This window comes from Actinoplanes derwentensis (genome assembly GCF_900104725.1).
Classification (GTDB): Bacteria; Actinomycetota; Actinomycetes; order Mycobacteriales; family Micromonosporaceae; genus Actinoplanes; species Actinoplanes derwentensis.
In genome coordinates this window covers 1,498,183-1,511,731 of record NZ_LT629758.1, presented here as the reverse complement: position 1 = coordinate 1,511,731, position 13,549 = coordinate 1,498,183, and the positions used below count along the sequence as shown (strand labels likewise).

Below are 13,549 nucleotides of genomic sequence, written 5' to 3'. Positions count from 1 at the left end.
TCGCATGTCGACAGTCAGATCGTCGCCTGCCCTGTTCTTGCTGGTGGTAGGCCTGACCGCGTGCAGTGCCGGCCACTCGCCCAAGTCCGCCGTCAGTTCTCCCGCGCCGTCGGCCGCTGCGGCTTCGGCTTCGGCTGCCGCTGGATGTGCCGACTCGATCGACCATGCGGCCGCCCCGCCCGGCGACTATCGGGTGGTCGCCGCGAGCGTGGCGGTACCGGCCGCCGAACGGCTCCTGCAAGCCGAACCGCAATCCCCCGGCGACGGCCCGACCAGGATGTTCGCCAAATGGGGCCTACTGATCCGCACCGGCACGTCAGCCACCCTGAACCTGGCCCCGGAGTGGTCCGGCCGAGCCCGCCTGGGCTGGGGTGGCAGCGACCCGGTCACCACGATCAGCGTGACAGCGTGCCCGCCCGGCTCCGGCGCCTGGACGGTCTTCGCCGGCGGTACGTGGGTGTCCGAGGCGGACTGCGTCCCGATCCGCGTCGACACCGGGAAGGCGCAGCTCACCGCAGAGATGTCGGTAGGCGCGCCGTGTGGTCGCCCCGGCGGCCTCAGTCTCGGCGGTATTCGCGGGCGGCTTCGATGACCGGCACCTCAGGCTGGCTCGTGCAGCCGGCGACCCGGTGAAGGTGAGACTCAGTGCGGGATGAGAATGCGTTGGCGTAGCAGGTAAAGGTCAGGAGAAGGCCGCGGTCGGCCGGTGCGCGAACCCGCGGCGAGGACTCGGGGGCCGCCGCCGACGGCGTGGCCGGATTCGACTTTCCGGAAGGCGCCTGGATCGCCCCCGCCACGAGGCTGACGAAACGACAACGCAAGAAACAGGCCGCGGGCTCCGAACGAAACTCTTGTACGATCGTACTTGTACGTCCGTACAAGAAAGATCGAAGGCGCCCGTGCCCTACTTTTACCTGTTCACCGCGATCGCCGCGGAACTCGTGGCCACCAGTCTGATGAAGTCGACCGAGGGTTTCACCCGACTCTGGCCGACAGTGACCGTCATCGTCGGTTACGTTGCGTCATTCGTTCTGCTGGCGCAGGCGGTGAAACAGATCGAGGTCGGGGTGGCCTACGCGATCTGGTCCGGTGTCGGGACGGCCGCGATCGTCGGCATCGGCGCGGCCTTTCTGGGCGAACCACTGACCACCGGTAAAGTGGCGGGCATCGCTTTCATCATCGCCGGAGTCGTGATGCTCAACCTCACCGGCGGCGAGGTCCATTGACCACCCGCCGCCCGCAGCGTGCCCGTGACCCGGAGGCTCGCCGGGCCGCCCTCGCCGAGGCGGCCATGGAGGTCATCGCCGAGAACGGCGTGGGCCGCACCACACACCGGGCCGTCGCCGCCCGCGCGGGCCTGCCGCTGGGGGCGACCACCTACTACTTCCCCACCCTGGACGACCTGATCGCCGCCGGTCTGCGCCACGCGCTGGACACGTTGCAGGCCGACCTGCGGCTCTGGGACGAGCGTCTGCGCAACGCCCCCGACATGCCCGAGGCCCTGACCGATCTGGCCCAGGAGTACCTGAAGGACCGCCGCCAGGTCCGCATCGAATACGAACTCTGCGTGTCCGCCGCCCGCGACACCGCGTTACGCCCCCTGGCCACCGCCTGGATGGACGGCGTCCCCGACATGCTGGAACCCACCATCGGCCTGGACGCCGCCCGAGACGTCTGCGCCGTCCTCGACGGGTTCATCCTCCGCGCCCTGGCCACCGACACCGAACTGGACACGGCCCGCCTGGCGGCAGCAATCAGAAACCTGAGTTCCTAACCCTTTCCGGTACGCCTCACCACGCCGCAACCACACCTCCCCGACCCGCCCGCCCTCCGGAAAGGGACAGCGCCGACAGGACGGCCCATGTGCCGCCGGAGCCGGCCGACCGGGACTGTCGGCGGCGCCGGGTGCCGCCACGGAAACGGGGTGGACACGGATTCCATCCGCCTGTATCAATGTCCTGCGAAAGACGGGGGAGTCATTGATGATGGATCCGATCGACCTTACCGGCATGTTCGGTGAGGGCTGGTGCGTGACGCTCACACGCGGCGACGTCTTCGAGGCACTGTCCGGCATGGAGGTCGATCCGGCGGACTGCCGGCCGGCGTCGACGCTGACGGAGGCCGCCGGGTTGACCTGGGCCACCTTCGGGGTGTTGCTCATCGCCCGCGAGATCGGCGAGGGCCTGACTCTCGTGCTGGAGTTCGACGGCTCCACCGGCTGGGTCGGTGCCGACCTCGACGTGCTGGCCGTCCTGTCCGCCGCGGGCGGCATGGCGTGCTCCATCTACAGGAACCCGAACCGGGAGGAGTTGTCGTACGCGGCCGACGCCGACCTGATCACCGGTCTGGACCCGGCCACGTTCCGCCGTTGGGGCAGCGTGCCGGACCGTTTCGACGACGCCCTGAGCGCGGCCGGCTTTCCCGGCCCGGACGGTGACGGCGGCAGCACCGACATGCTCGGCCTGTCCCCGTCGAAGCGGGCCGCCGCCGCGATGACCGTGATCACCGGGATCGCGTTGACACCGGCGATGTTCGACGGCCCCTGGACCGCGGGGCCCAGCGCCCACTGACGGCGACATCAGACTCCGGGCCCGCGCGGGTCCGGCGACCCCATGTGCAGTTCGGCCAGAAGGTGAGGGGACCAGCTTGGCACCGTACCGCAGATCAGGGAGAAGAATGATCATCGCAGCGGCCGCTGCGATGATCGTGGCCGGCACGTTGGCCGCGACAGAACCGGCAGCCGCCGCCGACCCAGCGGCGACGCCGAAAGAGGCAGCGGAGCACTTCGAGGCGAACGTGACGCTGACCGAAGCGCAGTACCAGCAGATGCTCGACGAAGGAAAGCTGCGAGAGGCAGGCAAGGCCACGTCGGCGACGGCACCGAAGGAGCAGACCGCGCAACGGTCCGCGGCGGTGGACACGGCGACACCCCACGAGCCGGCACCACCGCCGGCGACCGCCGAACGGCAGGCCCGGCAGACCGCCGCGCAGGAGGCGTCGACCTCCAGCGACGCGGTCACCACGATGGCCGCGCCGGCGATCGGCGACACGCCGGACCAGGCACTGGTCGATCAGTGTATGACCGACGACGCCGAGGACGGATTCGGCCGGATCATGAACCGCTTCGTGTACTGCAAGCGGTTCGAGACCTCGGTGAGCTTCTGGCGCTACCCGCTCGGCATCCCGGTGCTGGTCGGCCGGAACGAGTTCACCCTCGAACTGTTCGCCCAGGGGGATGACCACGACCGGCGGATCCGGACCTTCGCCCGCGTGCAGGAGGGATCGGTCGACTACGAGGTCTGGAACCCGTTCGAGCGGCTGTTCGTGGCCCCGTACGTCCCGTTGGAGCTCATCGCCAACTGCGTGGAGGACTTCAACACGTGCGCGGCGACGCGGGGACCGGTCACGCTGCCGTTCGTGGTGTGGGACAACGATGACGACTGGTACTACTGGGACATCCGCGGGCAGGAGTCCGCCGGCGTGGGCCGCGACAAGATCTCCTACGCGCAGTGGTACGTGCAGTTCAGGGGGCTCGGTCCCGGCGTTCCGGATCCGGGGCACAGCGCGTACCGGCAGATCCGGTGCGACTCGGCGGACTACTTCAAGCTGGGTGCCGGGGTCTACCCGATGGCCTGTATCCACAACGAGGTGACACCGCATCTGACGATGAGCCGTTCGGACCTGGCCATCGGCGAGGTCGCCCGGCACATCGACCTGGCACAGCTGGAGCCCAACCGGACGTACCCGCTGCTGGTGCCCCTGGGTTTTCCTGTCCCCCGGGACAAGGTGATCCCCGGCAGATACCTTGCCGACGACGCCGCCGCACCCGGCCTGCACCGGATCCGCGACGTGGTGGACCCGGAATACCAGGCGAACCGGGACCATGTGCGAGGTGCCTGTTACCAGGAGGGGCCGAACGCCGCCGAGTACGCGGAGACCGGGCTGCCGGAACGACCGGACACCACTGTCGAGCAGTGCGACGAGTACCCGATGGCCTCGACGCTGGAGGGTGCGGCTCACCCGGACTGGGACTTCTCGGTGCGAGCCGTCGCGACGAAGGCCAACAGCGACGCGGGCAACCTGGTCCGTGACTACTACGTCAACGACCGCATTCTATCGATGGACTTCACTCTTCCTCTGGCCGACAACGACCGCTACTACGTCAACATCGTCGACTGAACCATCCGGACCAGCACTGCCCGGCGCCCTCGAGGAGGGCGCCGGGCAGGCCGCGTAGAGCATCGTCCGGACGGGCCCGCCGCCGAGCAGGGAAAGTCCAGTCCGGCAAGCGCCGAGCCTCATGATCCATCACACGAGCTTTGTTATAGGTCGACCACTAACTGCAGTGCTAGGTTTCGATCATGAACGACACGGGCGACACCCGCACCCCAGCCCAGCACGCCGCGGCCGAGCACCTGCGGTTGCTGACAGCCGCCGACCTGGACGCCTGGGCCGCCCTCTTCGCCACCGACGCCACCTTCACCTTCCCCTTCGCTCCGCCCGGCATGGTCACCGAGGTGCACGGCCGCGAAGCCCTGCACGCCCACATGCGTGGCTTCACCGAGACCTTCGACGCCCGGCTCGTGGACCTGACCTTCATCGCCACGGCCGGCTCGCGGGTCGCGGTGGCACGAGGAAAACTCGACGGGACCGCCCGGCCCACCGGCAAGCGGTTCCAGCAGGACTTCATCGTGGTCGTGCACACCGACACCGACGGACTGATCACCCGATTCGACGACTACTGGAACCCGCTGGCCGCCGTCGAAGCCCTCACACCTGCCGAAGCCTGACGTCGATCATGACGGATAGGCTGGTCACATGCCTGCTGCCGGGACGACAGTCAAGAGTGACCAGCGCCGCCAGGGCGTAGTCGACGCCGCGGTGAGCTGCTTCGCGCGCAAAGGCTTCTACGGGACGACCACCAATGAGATCGCCGAACGGGCCGGCATCTCCCAGCCGTACCTCTACCGCCTCTTCGCCAACAAGCAGACCATCTTCGTCGCCGTCGTCGACCACGTCGGCGACCTCCTGACCGAAGCCCTGGACACCGCCGGTACGACGGAGCAGGCTCTGCAGGACGCCTACGGCACGATCATCGAGAACGGCGACATCCTGCGCTTTCTCATGCAGGCCAACTGCGCCACCGACGAGCCGCTCATCCGCGATGCCGTCCGCGCCTGCTACGCCCGGCAAGTCGCGGTCGTGGACAAGCTGCTCGACGGCGACGAGGAAGCCGTCCGGCGCTGGTTCGCCGTCGGCATGCTCGCCAAGGTCACGACCATGCTCGGCCTCGGGGAAATCGACGAGCCCTGGGCCAGGACACTCGCCGATACCTGAAGATACGGTCCCTCGCCCGAAACGGAAGCGGGCGAGGGACCGCACCCAGCCACACGGCCGCAGACACGGCCGCCGGCTGTGCTCATGGCTCGATCAGGCCGGCGCGGATCGCGTACCGGGTCAGCTCCAGCCGGTCCCGCAAGCCCAGTTTCTGCAGCAGGTTGGAACGGTGCCGCTCGACGGTCTTGACGCTGATCACGAGCAGGTCGGCGATCTCCTTCGACGAGTGACCCTCGGCGACCAGTTTCAGCACCTCCTCCTCACGATCGGTGATCGTGCGGCCGGACGGGTCCTCCCCGTCGGCGACACGCTCCAAGTAGTTACGGATCAGGGCGTTGACCGCACCGGGATAAAGGAACGGCTCGCCCCGTACGGCCGCCCGGCACGCCTCGACCAGGTCACGGTCGGCGACCGACTTGAGCACATAACCGGAGGCACCGGCCTTCAAGGCCTCGAAGAAGTACTGCTCGTTGTCATACATCGTCAGGATCAGAATCCGCAGGTCCGGCATCTGACGGGACAACTCCCGAGCCGCCTGCAGCCCGGTCAGCCGGGGCATCGCGATGTCGAGGATCGCCAGGTCGGGACGCTCCGCCCGGGCCTGCGCGACCGCTTCGGCACCGTCGGACGCCTCGGCGACCACGGTCAGGTCGGGTTCGCTGTCGAGAATCAGCCGGACCCCGCGGCGGACCAGCGCGTGGTCGTCGGCCAACAGGATGCGGGCGGGCCGGACGTCAGTCATTGATGGATTCCTCTCCGCCGAGCGGGACACGCAGCCGGATCTCGGTGCCCCGCCCGGGAGCGGGACCGACGTTCAGGTCGGCGCCGATCAGCAGGGCACGCTCCCGCATGCCCCGGATCCCGGCCCCCTCGGGGGCGGCTCCCACACCGGCCCCGTCGTCACGGATCCGCAGCTCGATCTCCGCGGGCCCGGCAGCCGAACCCGGCACATGTGACAGGCACAGGCTGACCTGGCGCGCGCCGGAGTGCCGGGCCGTGTTGGTCAGCGACTCCTGCGCCACCCGGTAGAGCACCAGCTCCGCGTCCTGCCCCAGATCGGGCAGGTCACCGTCGATGTTGCGGCGCACCGTCAACCCGCCCGTGGAGAACTCACCGGCCAGCGACTTGAGGGCACTGGACAGTCCCAGTTCCTCCAGCACGCCGGGGCGCAACCGGCGGGCGATGCGCCGGATCTCGTCGAGGCCGTTGCGGATGGTCTCCTGCACCTGGCGCACCTCACCGGAGACCGGTTCGGGGGCGTGGTCGGCGACCCGTTTCAGTTCCAGCAGCACGGCGGTGAGGGTCTGCCCCACCTCGTCGTGCAGTTCCTGGGCGATCCGTTTGCGCTCGGCCTCCTGCGCCGACAGCGCCCGGGCGGCGCTGGTGGCGCGTTCGGCCTCAAGGCGGTCGAGCATGGTGTTGAAGCTCCTGATCAGGTCTGCGATCCCGCTGCGGCCGGTGACCGCGAGCCGGTGACCGGGACGGAGGAGATCGACCGTGGACATGGTGCGGGCCAGCCTCTCCAGTGGGGCCAGCCCGAGGCGCAGCAAGCCGGCGTTGGCGACAAGCATCACCACCAGCACCCCGCTGAGCAGTGCGGCCTCGGTCAACAGCACCGGAGCGGACACCGTGAACGGGCCGAGCATGAGGAAGGCGAACGCCACCGTCACGACTGCGGCATTGAGCAGGAATATCCGCCAGAACAGGGACAACCGCTGAGTTTCTCGCATCATCCCGCCCATCATCACCTCTGTCCGGCCCAGCGTCCCTGATCGGGGCACCGAACGTCCATCCGGGCAGACACCCATCCAGGGTGCGGGTACCCCCACGCGGGATGGGTGGCTGCCCGCACCAGATATGGAGAGCCGACCGGATGGTCACCGGCGGCACCGGCGGCTTGGATGGGAGACGTGCAGAACGAGTGGGAGGTGCCGCGATGACGCTGGAACGAGTCGGACCGCCCGGAGTCGGCGTGTCCCACCTGCTCCCCACCCTCAAGCTTCTACCCGGTGACATGCTGATCGCCATCGGCGGCTCGGCTGCGCTGGCCCGGCTGCACGACCTGCTGGCGGCACCGTGCTGATCCTGCTCGGTGCGCACCTGATCGCGGCGGTGCTGGCCCCGGCACTGGTCCGGTTACTCGGCCCGCGCGCGTTCTACCTGCTGGCCCTCGTCCCGCTGGCCGTCTTCGGCTGGGCGATCACCAACGTCGGCGGGCCACCCCAGGAGTGGATCCACCCGTGGGTGCCGGACCTGGGGCTGGCCCTGGCGCTGCGGGTCGACACCCTGTCCTGGTTGTTGGTCTCCCTGGTCGGCGGAGTCGGAGCCCTGGTTCTGGCCTACTGCGCCCGCTACTTCTCGGCCGGTGAGCCCGGTCTGGGCCGGTTCGCGGCGGTGTTCGTCGGTTTCGCCGGTGCGATGCTGGGCCTGGTCGTCAGCGACGACCTGCTTCTGATGTACGTGTTCTGGGAACTGACGACGGTCTTCTCCTACCTGCTGATCGGCCACAACGGCACCGGCCGCCCCGGTCGCCGGGCCGCGTTGCAGGCACTCATCGTCACCACCGCCGGTGGGCTGGCGATGTTGGTCGGCATCGTCATCCTGGGCCAGCACGCGGGTAGTTACCGCTGGTCCGAGATGTCCACCGCGCTGCCCGGCGGCACCCCGCTGGTGGTCGCCGTCGTGCTGATCCTGGCCGGGGCGCTCTCCAAGTCGGCGATCTTCCCGATCAGTTTCTGGCTGCCGGCCGCGATGGCCGCACCCACTCCGGTCAGTGCCTATCTGCACGCGGCCGCCATGGTGAAGGCCGGCATCTTCCTGGTGGCCCGGTTCGCTCCGGCGGTCGTGGCCGCCGGAGGCACCGCGGCGGTGACATGGCAGGCCCTGTCCGTCGGGCTGGGGCTGGTCACCATGCTTCTCGGCGGCTGGGCCGCGCTGTTCCAGCACGACCTCAAACTGCTTCTGGCGTACGGGACGGTCAGCCAGCTAGGTCTGCTGACGGTGGTGCTCGGGTTCGGAACGCCGGAGATGGCACTCGCCGGGGTGGCGATGCTGCTCGGCCACGCCCTGTTCAAGGCCGCCCTGTTCCTGATCGTGGGCGTCGTCGACAAGACGACCGGCACCCGTGACCTCCGGCAACTCAACGGACTGGGGCGGCGGGCCCCGGTGCTGCTAGCCGCGGCGGTGCTGGCGGCGGCCTCGATGGCCGGGCTGCCTCCGGCGATCGGTTTCGTCGGCAAGGAGGCGGTGTTCGCCGCACTGCTCGATTCCGGGACCACCGGCTGGATCGTGCTGGCGGGGGTGCTGGCCGGTTCGGTGCTGACGGTGGCCTACACGACCCGGTTCCTGTGGGGCGCCTTCGCCGACAAGAGCACCGAGGGCGGTGAGCGGACCGAGCCCACACCGGCCGGGTCGCTACTGGTCGCGCCCGTGGTGCTGGCGGTCGCCGGGATCGCCGCCGGGGTGGGGGCCGGGATCGTCGACGAGGTGCTCTCCCCGTACCCAAGCATGTTCGGGAACGGCCCGGCCACCGCCCACCTGGCGCTGTGGCACGGACTCGGTGTGCCGCTGCTCCTCTCGGTGTCGGTGCTGGCCGGCGGCCTGGCGGTGTTCCGGCTGATGCCGGCCGGCAAGGCCGGTCCGAAACCCGGCGGCGGGGTCTACGAACGGATCATGACCGGGATGGACCGGCTCGCCGTGGAGGTGACCGGGGCGACCCAGCGGGGTTCGCTGCCGTTCTACCTGGCGACGATCCTGCTGGTGCTGATCGCGACGGCGGGTCCGGCGATGATCGCGGGCTGGCCGTCCGGGTCGGAGTTCCGGCTCTGGGACACGCCCCTGCATCTGCTGCCGGTGGCCGTTTCGGTGGTCGCCGCGGTCTTCGCGGTGCCGGCCCGGCGGCGGCTGACCGCGGTGATCCTGGTCGGTGTCACCGGCTACGCGAATGCCGGGATCTTCCTGCTGCACGGTGCCCCCGACCTGGCGCTGACCCAGTTCCTCGTGGAGACGGTCACGCTGGTCATGGTGATGCTGGTACTGCGGCGGCTGCCGAGTCACTTCTCGCAGCGGCCCGGTTCGTGGCGGCGCCGGGTCCGGGTCGGGATCGGGGTGGCGGTCGGCACCGTGATGGCCGGCGTCGGCTACCTGGCGGTGTCGGCGCGGCAGGCGATCCCGGTGTCGGTCGACTATCCGGAGCTGGCCGTGACCTACGGCGGCGGGCACAACATCGTCAACGTCATCCTCGTCGACATCCGTGCCTGGGACACGATGGGCGAGATCGCGGTGCTGGTCGCCGTCGCGACCGGAGTGGCCAGCCTGATCTTCCGGCACGCCGGTGAGCTGCACCGGCGTGGCCCGGTCGGCACGCCGTCGGACCCGCCCGCGGGCGAACCGGTGTGGCTGATGGCCGGGCACACCGTGGAGGCCGGTCGCCGCTCGACCATGCTGGAGGTGGTCACCCGGCTGCTGTTCCACGCGATCATCCTGCTCTCGGTGTACCTGCTGTTCACCGGCCACGACACCCCCGGCGGCGGTTTCACCGGCGGCCTGGTCGCGGGCCTGGCGCTGACCGTGCGCTACCTGGCCGGCGGACGGTACGAACTGGCCGCCGCGGCCCCCGTCGACGCCGGCGCGGTGCTCGGCGCGGGTCTGCTGATCGCGGTCGGCACCGGAGTGGGCGCGCTGGTCCTGGGCGGGCAGGTGCTGCAGAGCGCGATCGTCGACCTGCAGATCCCGCTGCTCGGCCACCTGCACCTGGTGACGTCGGCGCTGTTCGACATCGGCGTCTACCTGATCGTCATCGGCCTGGTGCTGGACGTGCTGCGCAGCCTCGGCGCCGAGATCGACCGGCACGCCCAGCCCACAGTTCACGACCACGAGAAGCGGCCTCAGGAGGAGTTGGTATGAGACCGAGCATCGTGCTGTTGATCGCGGTCGGCGTGTTGTTCGCCGCCGGAACGACCCTGCTGCTGGAGCGCACGCTCACCCGGGTGCTGCTCGGGGTGATGCTGCTCGGCAACGGCGCCAACCTGCTGGTGCTCTCCTCGGCCGAGCCGGGTTCGCCGCCGATCGTCGGTACCGCCGACCCCGCCGAGATGACCGATCCACTGCCGCAGGCGATGATCCTGACCGCCATCGTGATCACCCTCGGGATGACCGCGTTCCTGCTGGCGGTGGCGTATCGCAGCTGGCGGCTGTCCGGCCACGACGAGGTGCAGGACGACGCTGAGGACCGCCGGGTCCGGGAACTGGCCGAACGTGACGAGGGCTCGGACGCCGAGGAGCTCGACGCGGACGAGGCCGACTCCGGCTCCGATCTTCTCGAGGGGACGCGCCGATGACCTGGCTCGTGCCTCTGCCGGTGATGATGCCGCTGATCGGGGCGGCCGCCACCCTGCTGATGTTCCGGCGCCCACGGGTGCAACGGGTGATCAGTGTGAGCGTGCTGACCGCCACCCTCGCGGTGTCGGTGCTGCTGCTGGTGCTCTCCGCCGACGGCCCGCTGGTCGTGGCGGTCGGCGGGTGGCCCGTACCGCTCGGGATCGTGCTCGTCGCCGACCAGCTCGCCACCCTGATGCTGGTCGTCTCCGCCGCCGTGACCCTGTGCGTGCTGCTCTACTCGATCGGGCAGGGCGGGGCCGACGGCGACGAGGAGCATCCGCTGTCGGTGTTCCACCCGACCTACCTGATCATGACCGCCGGGGTGACCAACGCGTTCCTCTCCGGCGACCTGTTCAACCTGTACGTGGGCTTCGAGATCCTGCTCGCCGCCAGCTACGTCCTGATCACCCTGGGCGGGACCGAGAACCGGATCCGGGCCGGGACGACGTACGTCGTGGTCAACCTGCTCTCCTCGGTCATCTTCCTGAGCGGCATCGGCCTGGTCTACGCCTCGACCGGCACGCTGAACATGGCGCAGCTGGTGGAACGGCTGGACGCCCTGCCGGACGGCACCCGGATGGTGCTGCAGGGCATGCTGCTGCTGGCGTTCGGCATCAAGGCGGCGATCTTCCCGCTGTCCGCGTGGCTACCGGACAGCTATCCCACCGCGCCGGCACCCGTCACCGCGGTGTTCGCCGGGCTGCTCACCAAAGTGGGCGTCTACGCGATCATCCGCACCGAGACGCTGCTCTTCCCCGGCGGGCGCGTCGGTGACCTGCTGATGATCGCGGCGCTGTCGACCATGGTGGTCGGCATCCTCGGCGCGGTGGCACAGTCCGACATCAAACGGTTGCTGTCGTTCACCCTGGTCAGCCATATCGGCTACCTGCTCTTCGGAGTGGGGCTGGCCTCCCGGGCCGGGATCGCTGCGGCTGTCTTCTACACGCTGCACCACATCGTCGTACAGACGACGTTGTTCCTGGTGACCGGGCTGATCGAACGCCGCGGCGGCAGCACCGCGCTGGACCGGCTGGGTGGTCTGGCCCGGACGGCTCCGGTGCTGGCGGTGCTGTTCTTCCTGCCGGCACTCAACCTGGCCGGGATCCCACCGTTCTCCGGGTTCCTCGGCAAACTCGGGCTGATCCAGGCCGGGGTGGCCGAAGGCAGCGTGTTGTCCTGGATGCTGGTGGCCGGGTCGGCGATCACGAGCCTGCTCACGCTGTACGCACTGGCCCGGGTGTGGAACCTGGCGTTCTGGCGCACCGCGTCCGACACTCCGTCGGCGGCCCCGCTGCGGTCACCACGGCTGATGATCACACCGACCGCCGCGCTGGTCATCGCCGGGACGGCGCTCACTCTCGCGGCCGGCCCGCTCTACGCACTGTCCGACAGCGTCGCCGGAGACCTTTTGGCCCGGACGCCGTACGTCGAGGCGGTGCTGCCGTGATCGCGCGCGCCCGGGACCGGTTTCTCGCGCTCATCGCCCTCACCGTGACGTGGATGCTGCTGTGGGGTGTGTTCTCCTGGCTCACCCTGGCCGGCGGGCTGCTCGTGTCGACGCTGGTACTGACGGTGTTCCCCCTGCCCGCGGTGACGTTTGCCGGGCGGCTGCGGCCGGGCGGGCTGTTCCGGTTCACGATCCGGTTCATGACCGACCTGGTGGTGGCGAGCGCCCAACTGGCGTGGACCGCGGTCGGCTCCCGGCGGGTCCCACGCAGCGCGGTCCTCGCGGTCCGGCTGGCCGTCCGCTCCGACCTCAACCTGACCCTGTGCGCCGAAGCGGTGTCCTTGGTACCCGGCAGCCTGATCGTCGACGCGGACCGGGCCGCCGGCATCCTCTACATCCACGTCTTCGACGTCGACGGCCCCGCCGACATCGAGCGGTTCCGGCAGGAAGTCCACGACATCGAGGAACGCATCATCCGGGCGGTCGGCTCAGACACCGAGATCACCCTCCTGACCCGACTCGGCTCCACCCGGCCGACCGGTCTGGCGGGCCCGGATCCGTCGACTCTGTCGACCAGCCCAGCAGACTCCGACCAGCCGGCCGACTCAGCGGGTCCCGATCTGCCAACCGTCCCAGCGGGACTCGACGAAAGGGGACGGCGATGATCGTCATCGCTGTGGTCGCGGCGGTGTTCCTGGCCGCCGCTGCCGGGATGGCCCTGGTCCGCATCGTCCGCGGCCCTTCCACGCTGGACCGGATCGTCGGCACCGACGTGCTGCTGGCCATCACGGTCTGTGCGATCGCCACCGAGGCCGCCTACAGCCGGGACGCCACCGGCCTCCCGATCCTGCTCGGGCTCTCCCTGCTCGGCGCGGTCGGCTCGATCGCGGTGGCCCGTTTCGCCGACCCCGCCGCACGCCGGGCCGGCGAGGGCGCTGGCCCCGCGCTGGGTAGCCATGTCGACTCGGCGAACGGGGAGCGGCCGTGAGCATCACCGGAGTACTCGACGCCGTCGCCGGGATCTGCCTGATCGGTGGCGCGCTGCTCAGTCTGGCCGCGGGTGTGGGTCTGCTGCGGTTCCCCGACCTGCTGTCCCGGATGCACGCCGCCACCAAACCGCAGATCCTCGGGCTGCTGCTGATCCTGGCCGGCTGCGCGATCCGGCTCGGCACCGTCGTCGACATCACGACACTCGTGCTGGTCGGCGTGTTCCAGCTGGTCACGGCACCGGTCGCGGCCCACATGGTCGGCCGGACCGCCTACCGGGCCGGCTTGTTCCGCCGCGATCTACTGATCACCGACGAACTGGCCGACATCCACCGCTCCCCGACCGGCACGACTCCCAGTACTGAGTCGAGCAACTGAAGACATTCGCGAGCGCGGAAG

Annotated in this window: 16 protein-coding genes; 14 read left to right on the top strand and 2 right to left on the bottom strand. The window is 69.7% G+C overall.

All coding sequences use genetic code 11. The features are described 5' to 3' along the window. Positions 1 to 4 precede the first annotated feature (4 nt). The 7 genes from BLU81_RS06740 to BLU81_RS06710 all read left to right on the top strand — a co-directional run bounded on the left by BLU81_RS06740 (position 5) and on the right by BLU81_RS06710 (position 5,337). A complete protein-coding gene (locus BLU81_RS06740; protein ID WP_157751347.1) occupies positions 5 to 592 on the top strand; it encodes a hypothetical protein in 588 nt (195 codons plus the stop codon). A gap of 307 nt (positions 593 to 899) precedes the next feature. Beyond that, positions 900 to 1,226, top strand: a complete 327-nt coding sequence (locus BLU81_RS06735) for a DMT family transporter (RefSeq protein ID WP_092542596.1) — start codon at positions 900 to 902, stop codon at positions 1,224 to 1,226. Continuing rightward, positions 1,223 to 1,774, top strand: coding sequence for a TetR/AcrR family transcriptional regulator (locus BLU81_RS06730; RefSeq protein WP_231954246.1), 552 nt, complete (start codon positions 1,223 to 1,225; stop codon positions 1,772 to 1,774). The genes BLU81_RS06735 and BLU81_RS06730 overlap by 4 nt, the downstream gene beginning before the upstream one ends. Positions 1,775 to 1,982: 208 nt before the next feature. Beyond that, a complete protein-coding gene (locus BLU81_RS06725; RefSeq protein WP_157751345.1) occupies positions 1,983 to 2,570 on the top strand; it encodes a DUF6461 domain-containing protein in 588 nt (195 codons plus the stop codon). A gap of 106 nt (positions 2,571 to 2,676) precedes the next feature. Then, positions 2,677 to 4,179, top strand: coding sequence for a NucA/NucB deoxyribonuclease domain-containing protein (locus BLU81_RS06720; protein WP_092542592.1), 1,503 nt, complete (start codon positions 2,677 to 2,679; stop codon positions 4,177 to 4,179). 182 nt (positions 4,180 to 4,361) lie between these two features. Then, positions 4,362 to 4,790, top strand: coding sequence for a nuclear transport factor 2 family protein (locus BLU81_RS06715; protein ID WP_092542590.1), 429 nt, complete (start codon positions 4,362 to 4,364; stop codon positions 4,788 to 4,790). Positions 4,791 to 4,818: 28 nt separating this feature from the next. Then, entirely contained in the window at positions 4,819 to 5,337 is a 519-nt protein-coding gene (locus tag BLU81_RS06710) for a TetR/AcrR family transcriptional regulator (RefSeq protein ID WP_092542588.1), read from the top strand. Positions 5,338 to 5,419: 82 nt separating this feature from the next. On the opposite strand, the gene BLU81_RS06705 is transcribed toward BLU81_RS06710, so the two are convergent. Both BLU81_RS06705 and BLU81_RS06700 read right to left on the bottom strand, forming a co-directional pair. Continuing rightward, complete coding sequence (locus BLU81_RS06705) at positions 5,420 to 6,079, bottom strand: response regulator (RefSeq protein WP_092542586.1); 660 nt, start codon at positions 6,077 to 6,079, stop codon at positions 5,420 to 5,422. After that, on the bottom strand, positions 6,072 to 7,070 hold the full coding sequence (locus tag BLU81_RS06700; RefSeq protein ID WP_197686141.1) for a sensor histidine kinase: 999 nt from the start codon (positions 7,068 to 7,070) through the stop codon (positions 6,072 to 6,074). Before BLU81_RS06700 ends, BLU81_RS06705 begins: the two co-directional genes overlap by 8 nt. A gap of 203 nt (positions 7,071 to 7,273) precedes the next feature. Here BLU81_RS06700 and BLU81_RS47650 point away from each other — a divergent pair, with 203 nt between their 5' ends. The 7 genes from BLU81_RS47650 to mnhG are packed head-to-tail and all read left to right on the top strand — an operon-like array spanning position 7,274 to position 13,528. Next, entirely contained in the window at positions 7,274 to 7,420 is a 147-nt protein-coding gene (locus BLU81_RS47650; protein WP_157751343.1) for a hypothetical protein, read from the top strand. Then, entirely contained in the window at positions 7,414 to 10,242 is a 2,829-nt protein-coding gene (locus BLU81_RS06695; RefSeq protein ID WP_092542584.1) for a Na+/H+ antiporter subunit A, read from the top strand. The genes BLU81_RS47650 and BLU81_RS06695 overlap by 7 nt, the downstream gene beginning before the upstream one ends. Then, positions 10,239 to 10,676, top strand: coding sequence for a Na(+)/H(+) antiporter subunit C (locus BLU81_RS06690; protein WP_092542582.1), 438 nt, complete (start codon positions 10,239 to 10,241; stop codon positions 10,674 to 10,676). Before BLU81_RS06695 ends, BLU81_RS06690 begins: the two co-directional genes overlap by 4 nt. Continuing rightward, complete coding sequence (locus BLU81_RS06685) at positions 10,673 to 12,163, top strand: Na+/H+ antiporter subunit D (protein WP_092542580.1); 1,491 nt, start codon at positions 10,673 to 10,675, stop codon at positions 12,161 to 12,163. The genes BLU81_RS06690 and BLU81_RS06685 overlap by 4 nt, the downstream gene beginning before the upstream one ends. Continuing rightward, positions 12,160 to 12,828 (top strand): Na+/H+ antiporter subunit E, encoded by a 669-nt coding sequence (locus BLU81_RS06680; RefSeq protein WP_092542578.1) that lies wholly within the window; start codon positions 12,160 to 12,162, stop codon positions 12,826 to 12,828. The genes BLU81_RS06685 and BLU81_RS06680 overlap by 4 nt, the downstream gene beginning before the upstream one ends. Continuing rightward, complete coding sequence (locus BLU81_RS06675; RefSeq protein ID WP_092542576.1) at positions 12,825 to 13,151, top strand: monovalent cation/H+ antiporter complex subunit F; 327 nt, start codon at positions 12,825 to 12,827, stop codon at positions 13,149 to 13,151. The genes BLU81_RS06680 and BLU81_RS06675 overlap by 4 nt, the downstream gene beginning before the upstream one ends. After that, entirely contained in the window at positions 13,148 to 13,528 is a 381-nt protein-coding gene (mnhG, locus tag BLU81_RS06670) for a monovalent cation/H(+) antiporter subunit G (protein WP_092542574.1), read from the top strand. Before BLU81_RS06675 ends, mnhG begins: the two co-directional genes overlap by 4 nt. The last annotated feature ends 21 nt before the right edge of the window (positions 13,529 to 13,549 follow it).

Bases quoted from the DNA above. Each gene is read 5' to 3' on its own strand.
- BLU81_RS06740 (WP_157751347.1), top strand. From the start codon at position 5: ATGTCGACAGTCAGATCGTCGCCTGCCCTGTTCTTGCTGGTGGTAGGC.
- BLU81_RS06725 (WP_157751345.1), top strand. From the start codon at position 1,983: ATGATGGATCCGATCGACCTTACCGGCATGTTCGGTGAGGGCTGGTGC.
- BLU81_RS06720 (WP_092542592.1), top strand. From the start codon at position 2,677: ATGATCATCGCAGCGGCCGCTGCGATGATCGTGGCCGGCACGTTGGCC.
- BLU81_RS06715 (WP_092542590.1), top strand. From the start codon at position 4,362: ATGAACGACACGGGCGACACCCGCACCCCAGCCCAGCACGCCGCGGCC.
- BLU81_RS06710 (WP_092542588.1), top strand. From the start codon at position 4,819: ATGCCTGCTGCCGGGACGACAGTCAAGAGTGACCAGCGCCGCCAGGGC.
- BLU81_RS06705 (WP_092542586.1), bottom strand. From the start codon at position 6,079: ATGACTGACGTCCGGCCCGCCCGCATCCTGTTGGCCGACGACCACGCG.
- BLU81_RS06700 (WP_197686141.1), bottom strand. From the start codon at position 7,070: ATGATGCGAGAAACTCAGCGGTTGTCCCTGTTCTGGCGGATATTCCTG.
- BLU81_RS47650 (WP_157751343.1), top strand. From the start codon at position 7,274: ATGACGCTGGAACGAGTCGGACCGCCCGGAGTCGGCGTGTCCCACCTG.
- BLU81_RS06690 (WP_092542582.1), top strand. From the start codon at position 10,239: ATGAGACCGAGCATCGTGCTGTTGATCGCGGTCGGCGTGTTGTTCGCC.
- BLU81_RS06685 (WP_092542580.1), top strand. From the start codon at position 10,673: ATGACCTGGCTCGTGCCTCTGCCGGTGATGATGCCGCTGATCGGGGCG.
- BLU81_RS06675 (WP_092542576.1), top strand. From the start codon at position 12,825: ATGATCGTCATCGCTGTGGTCGCGGCGGTGTTCCTGGCCGCCGCTGCC.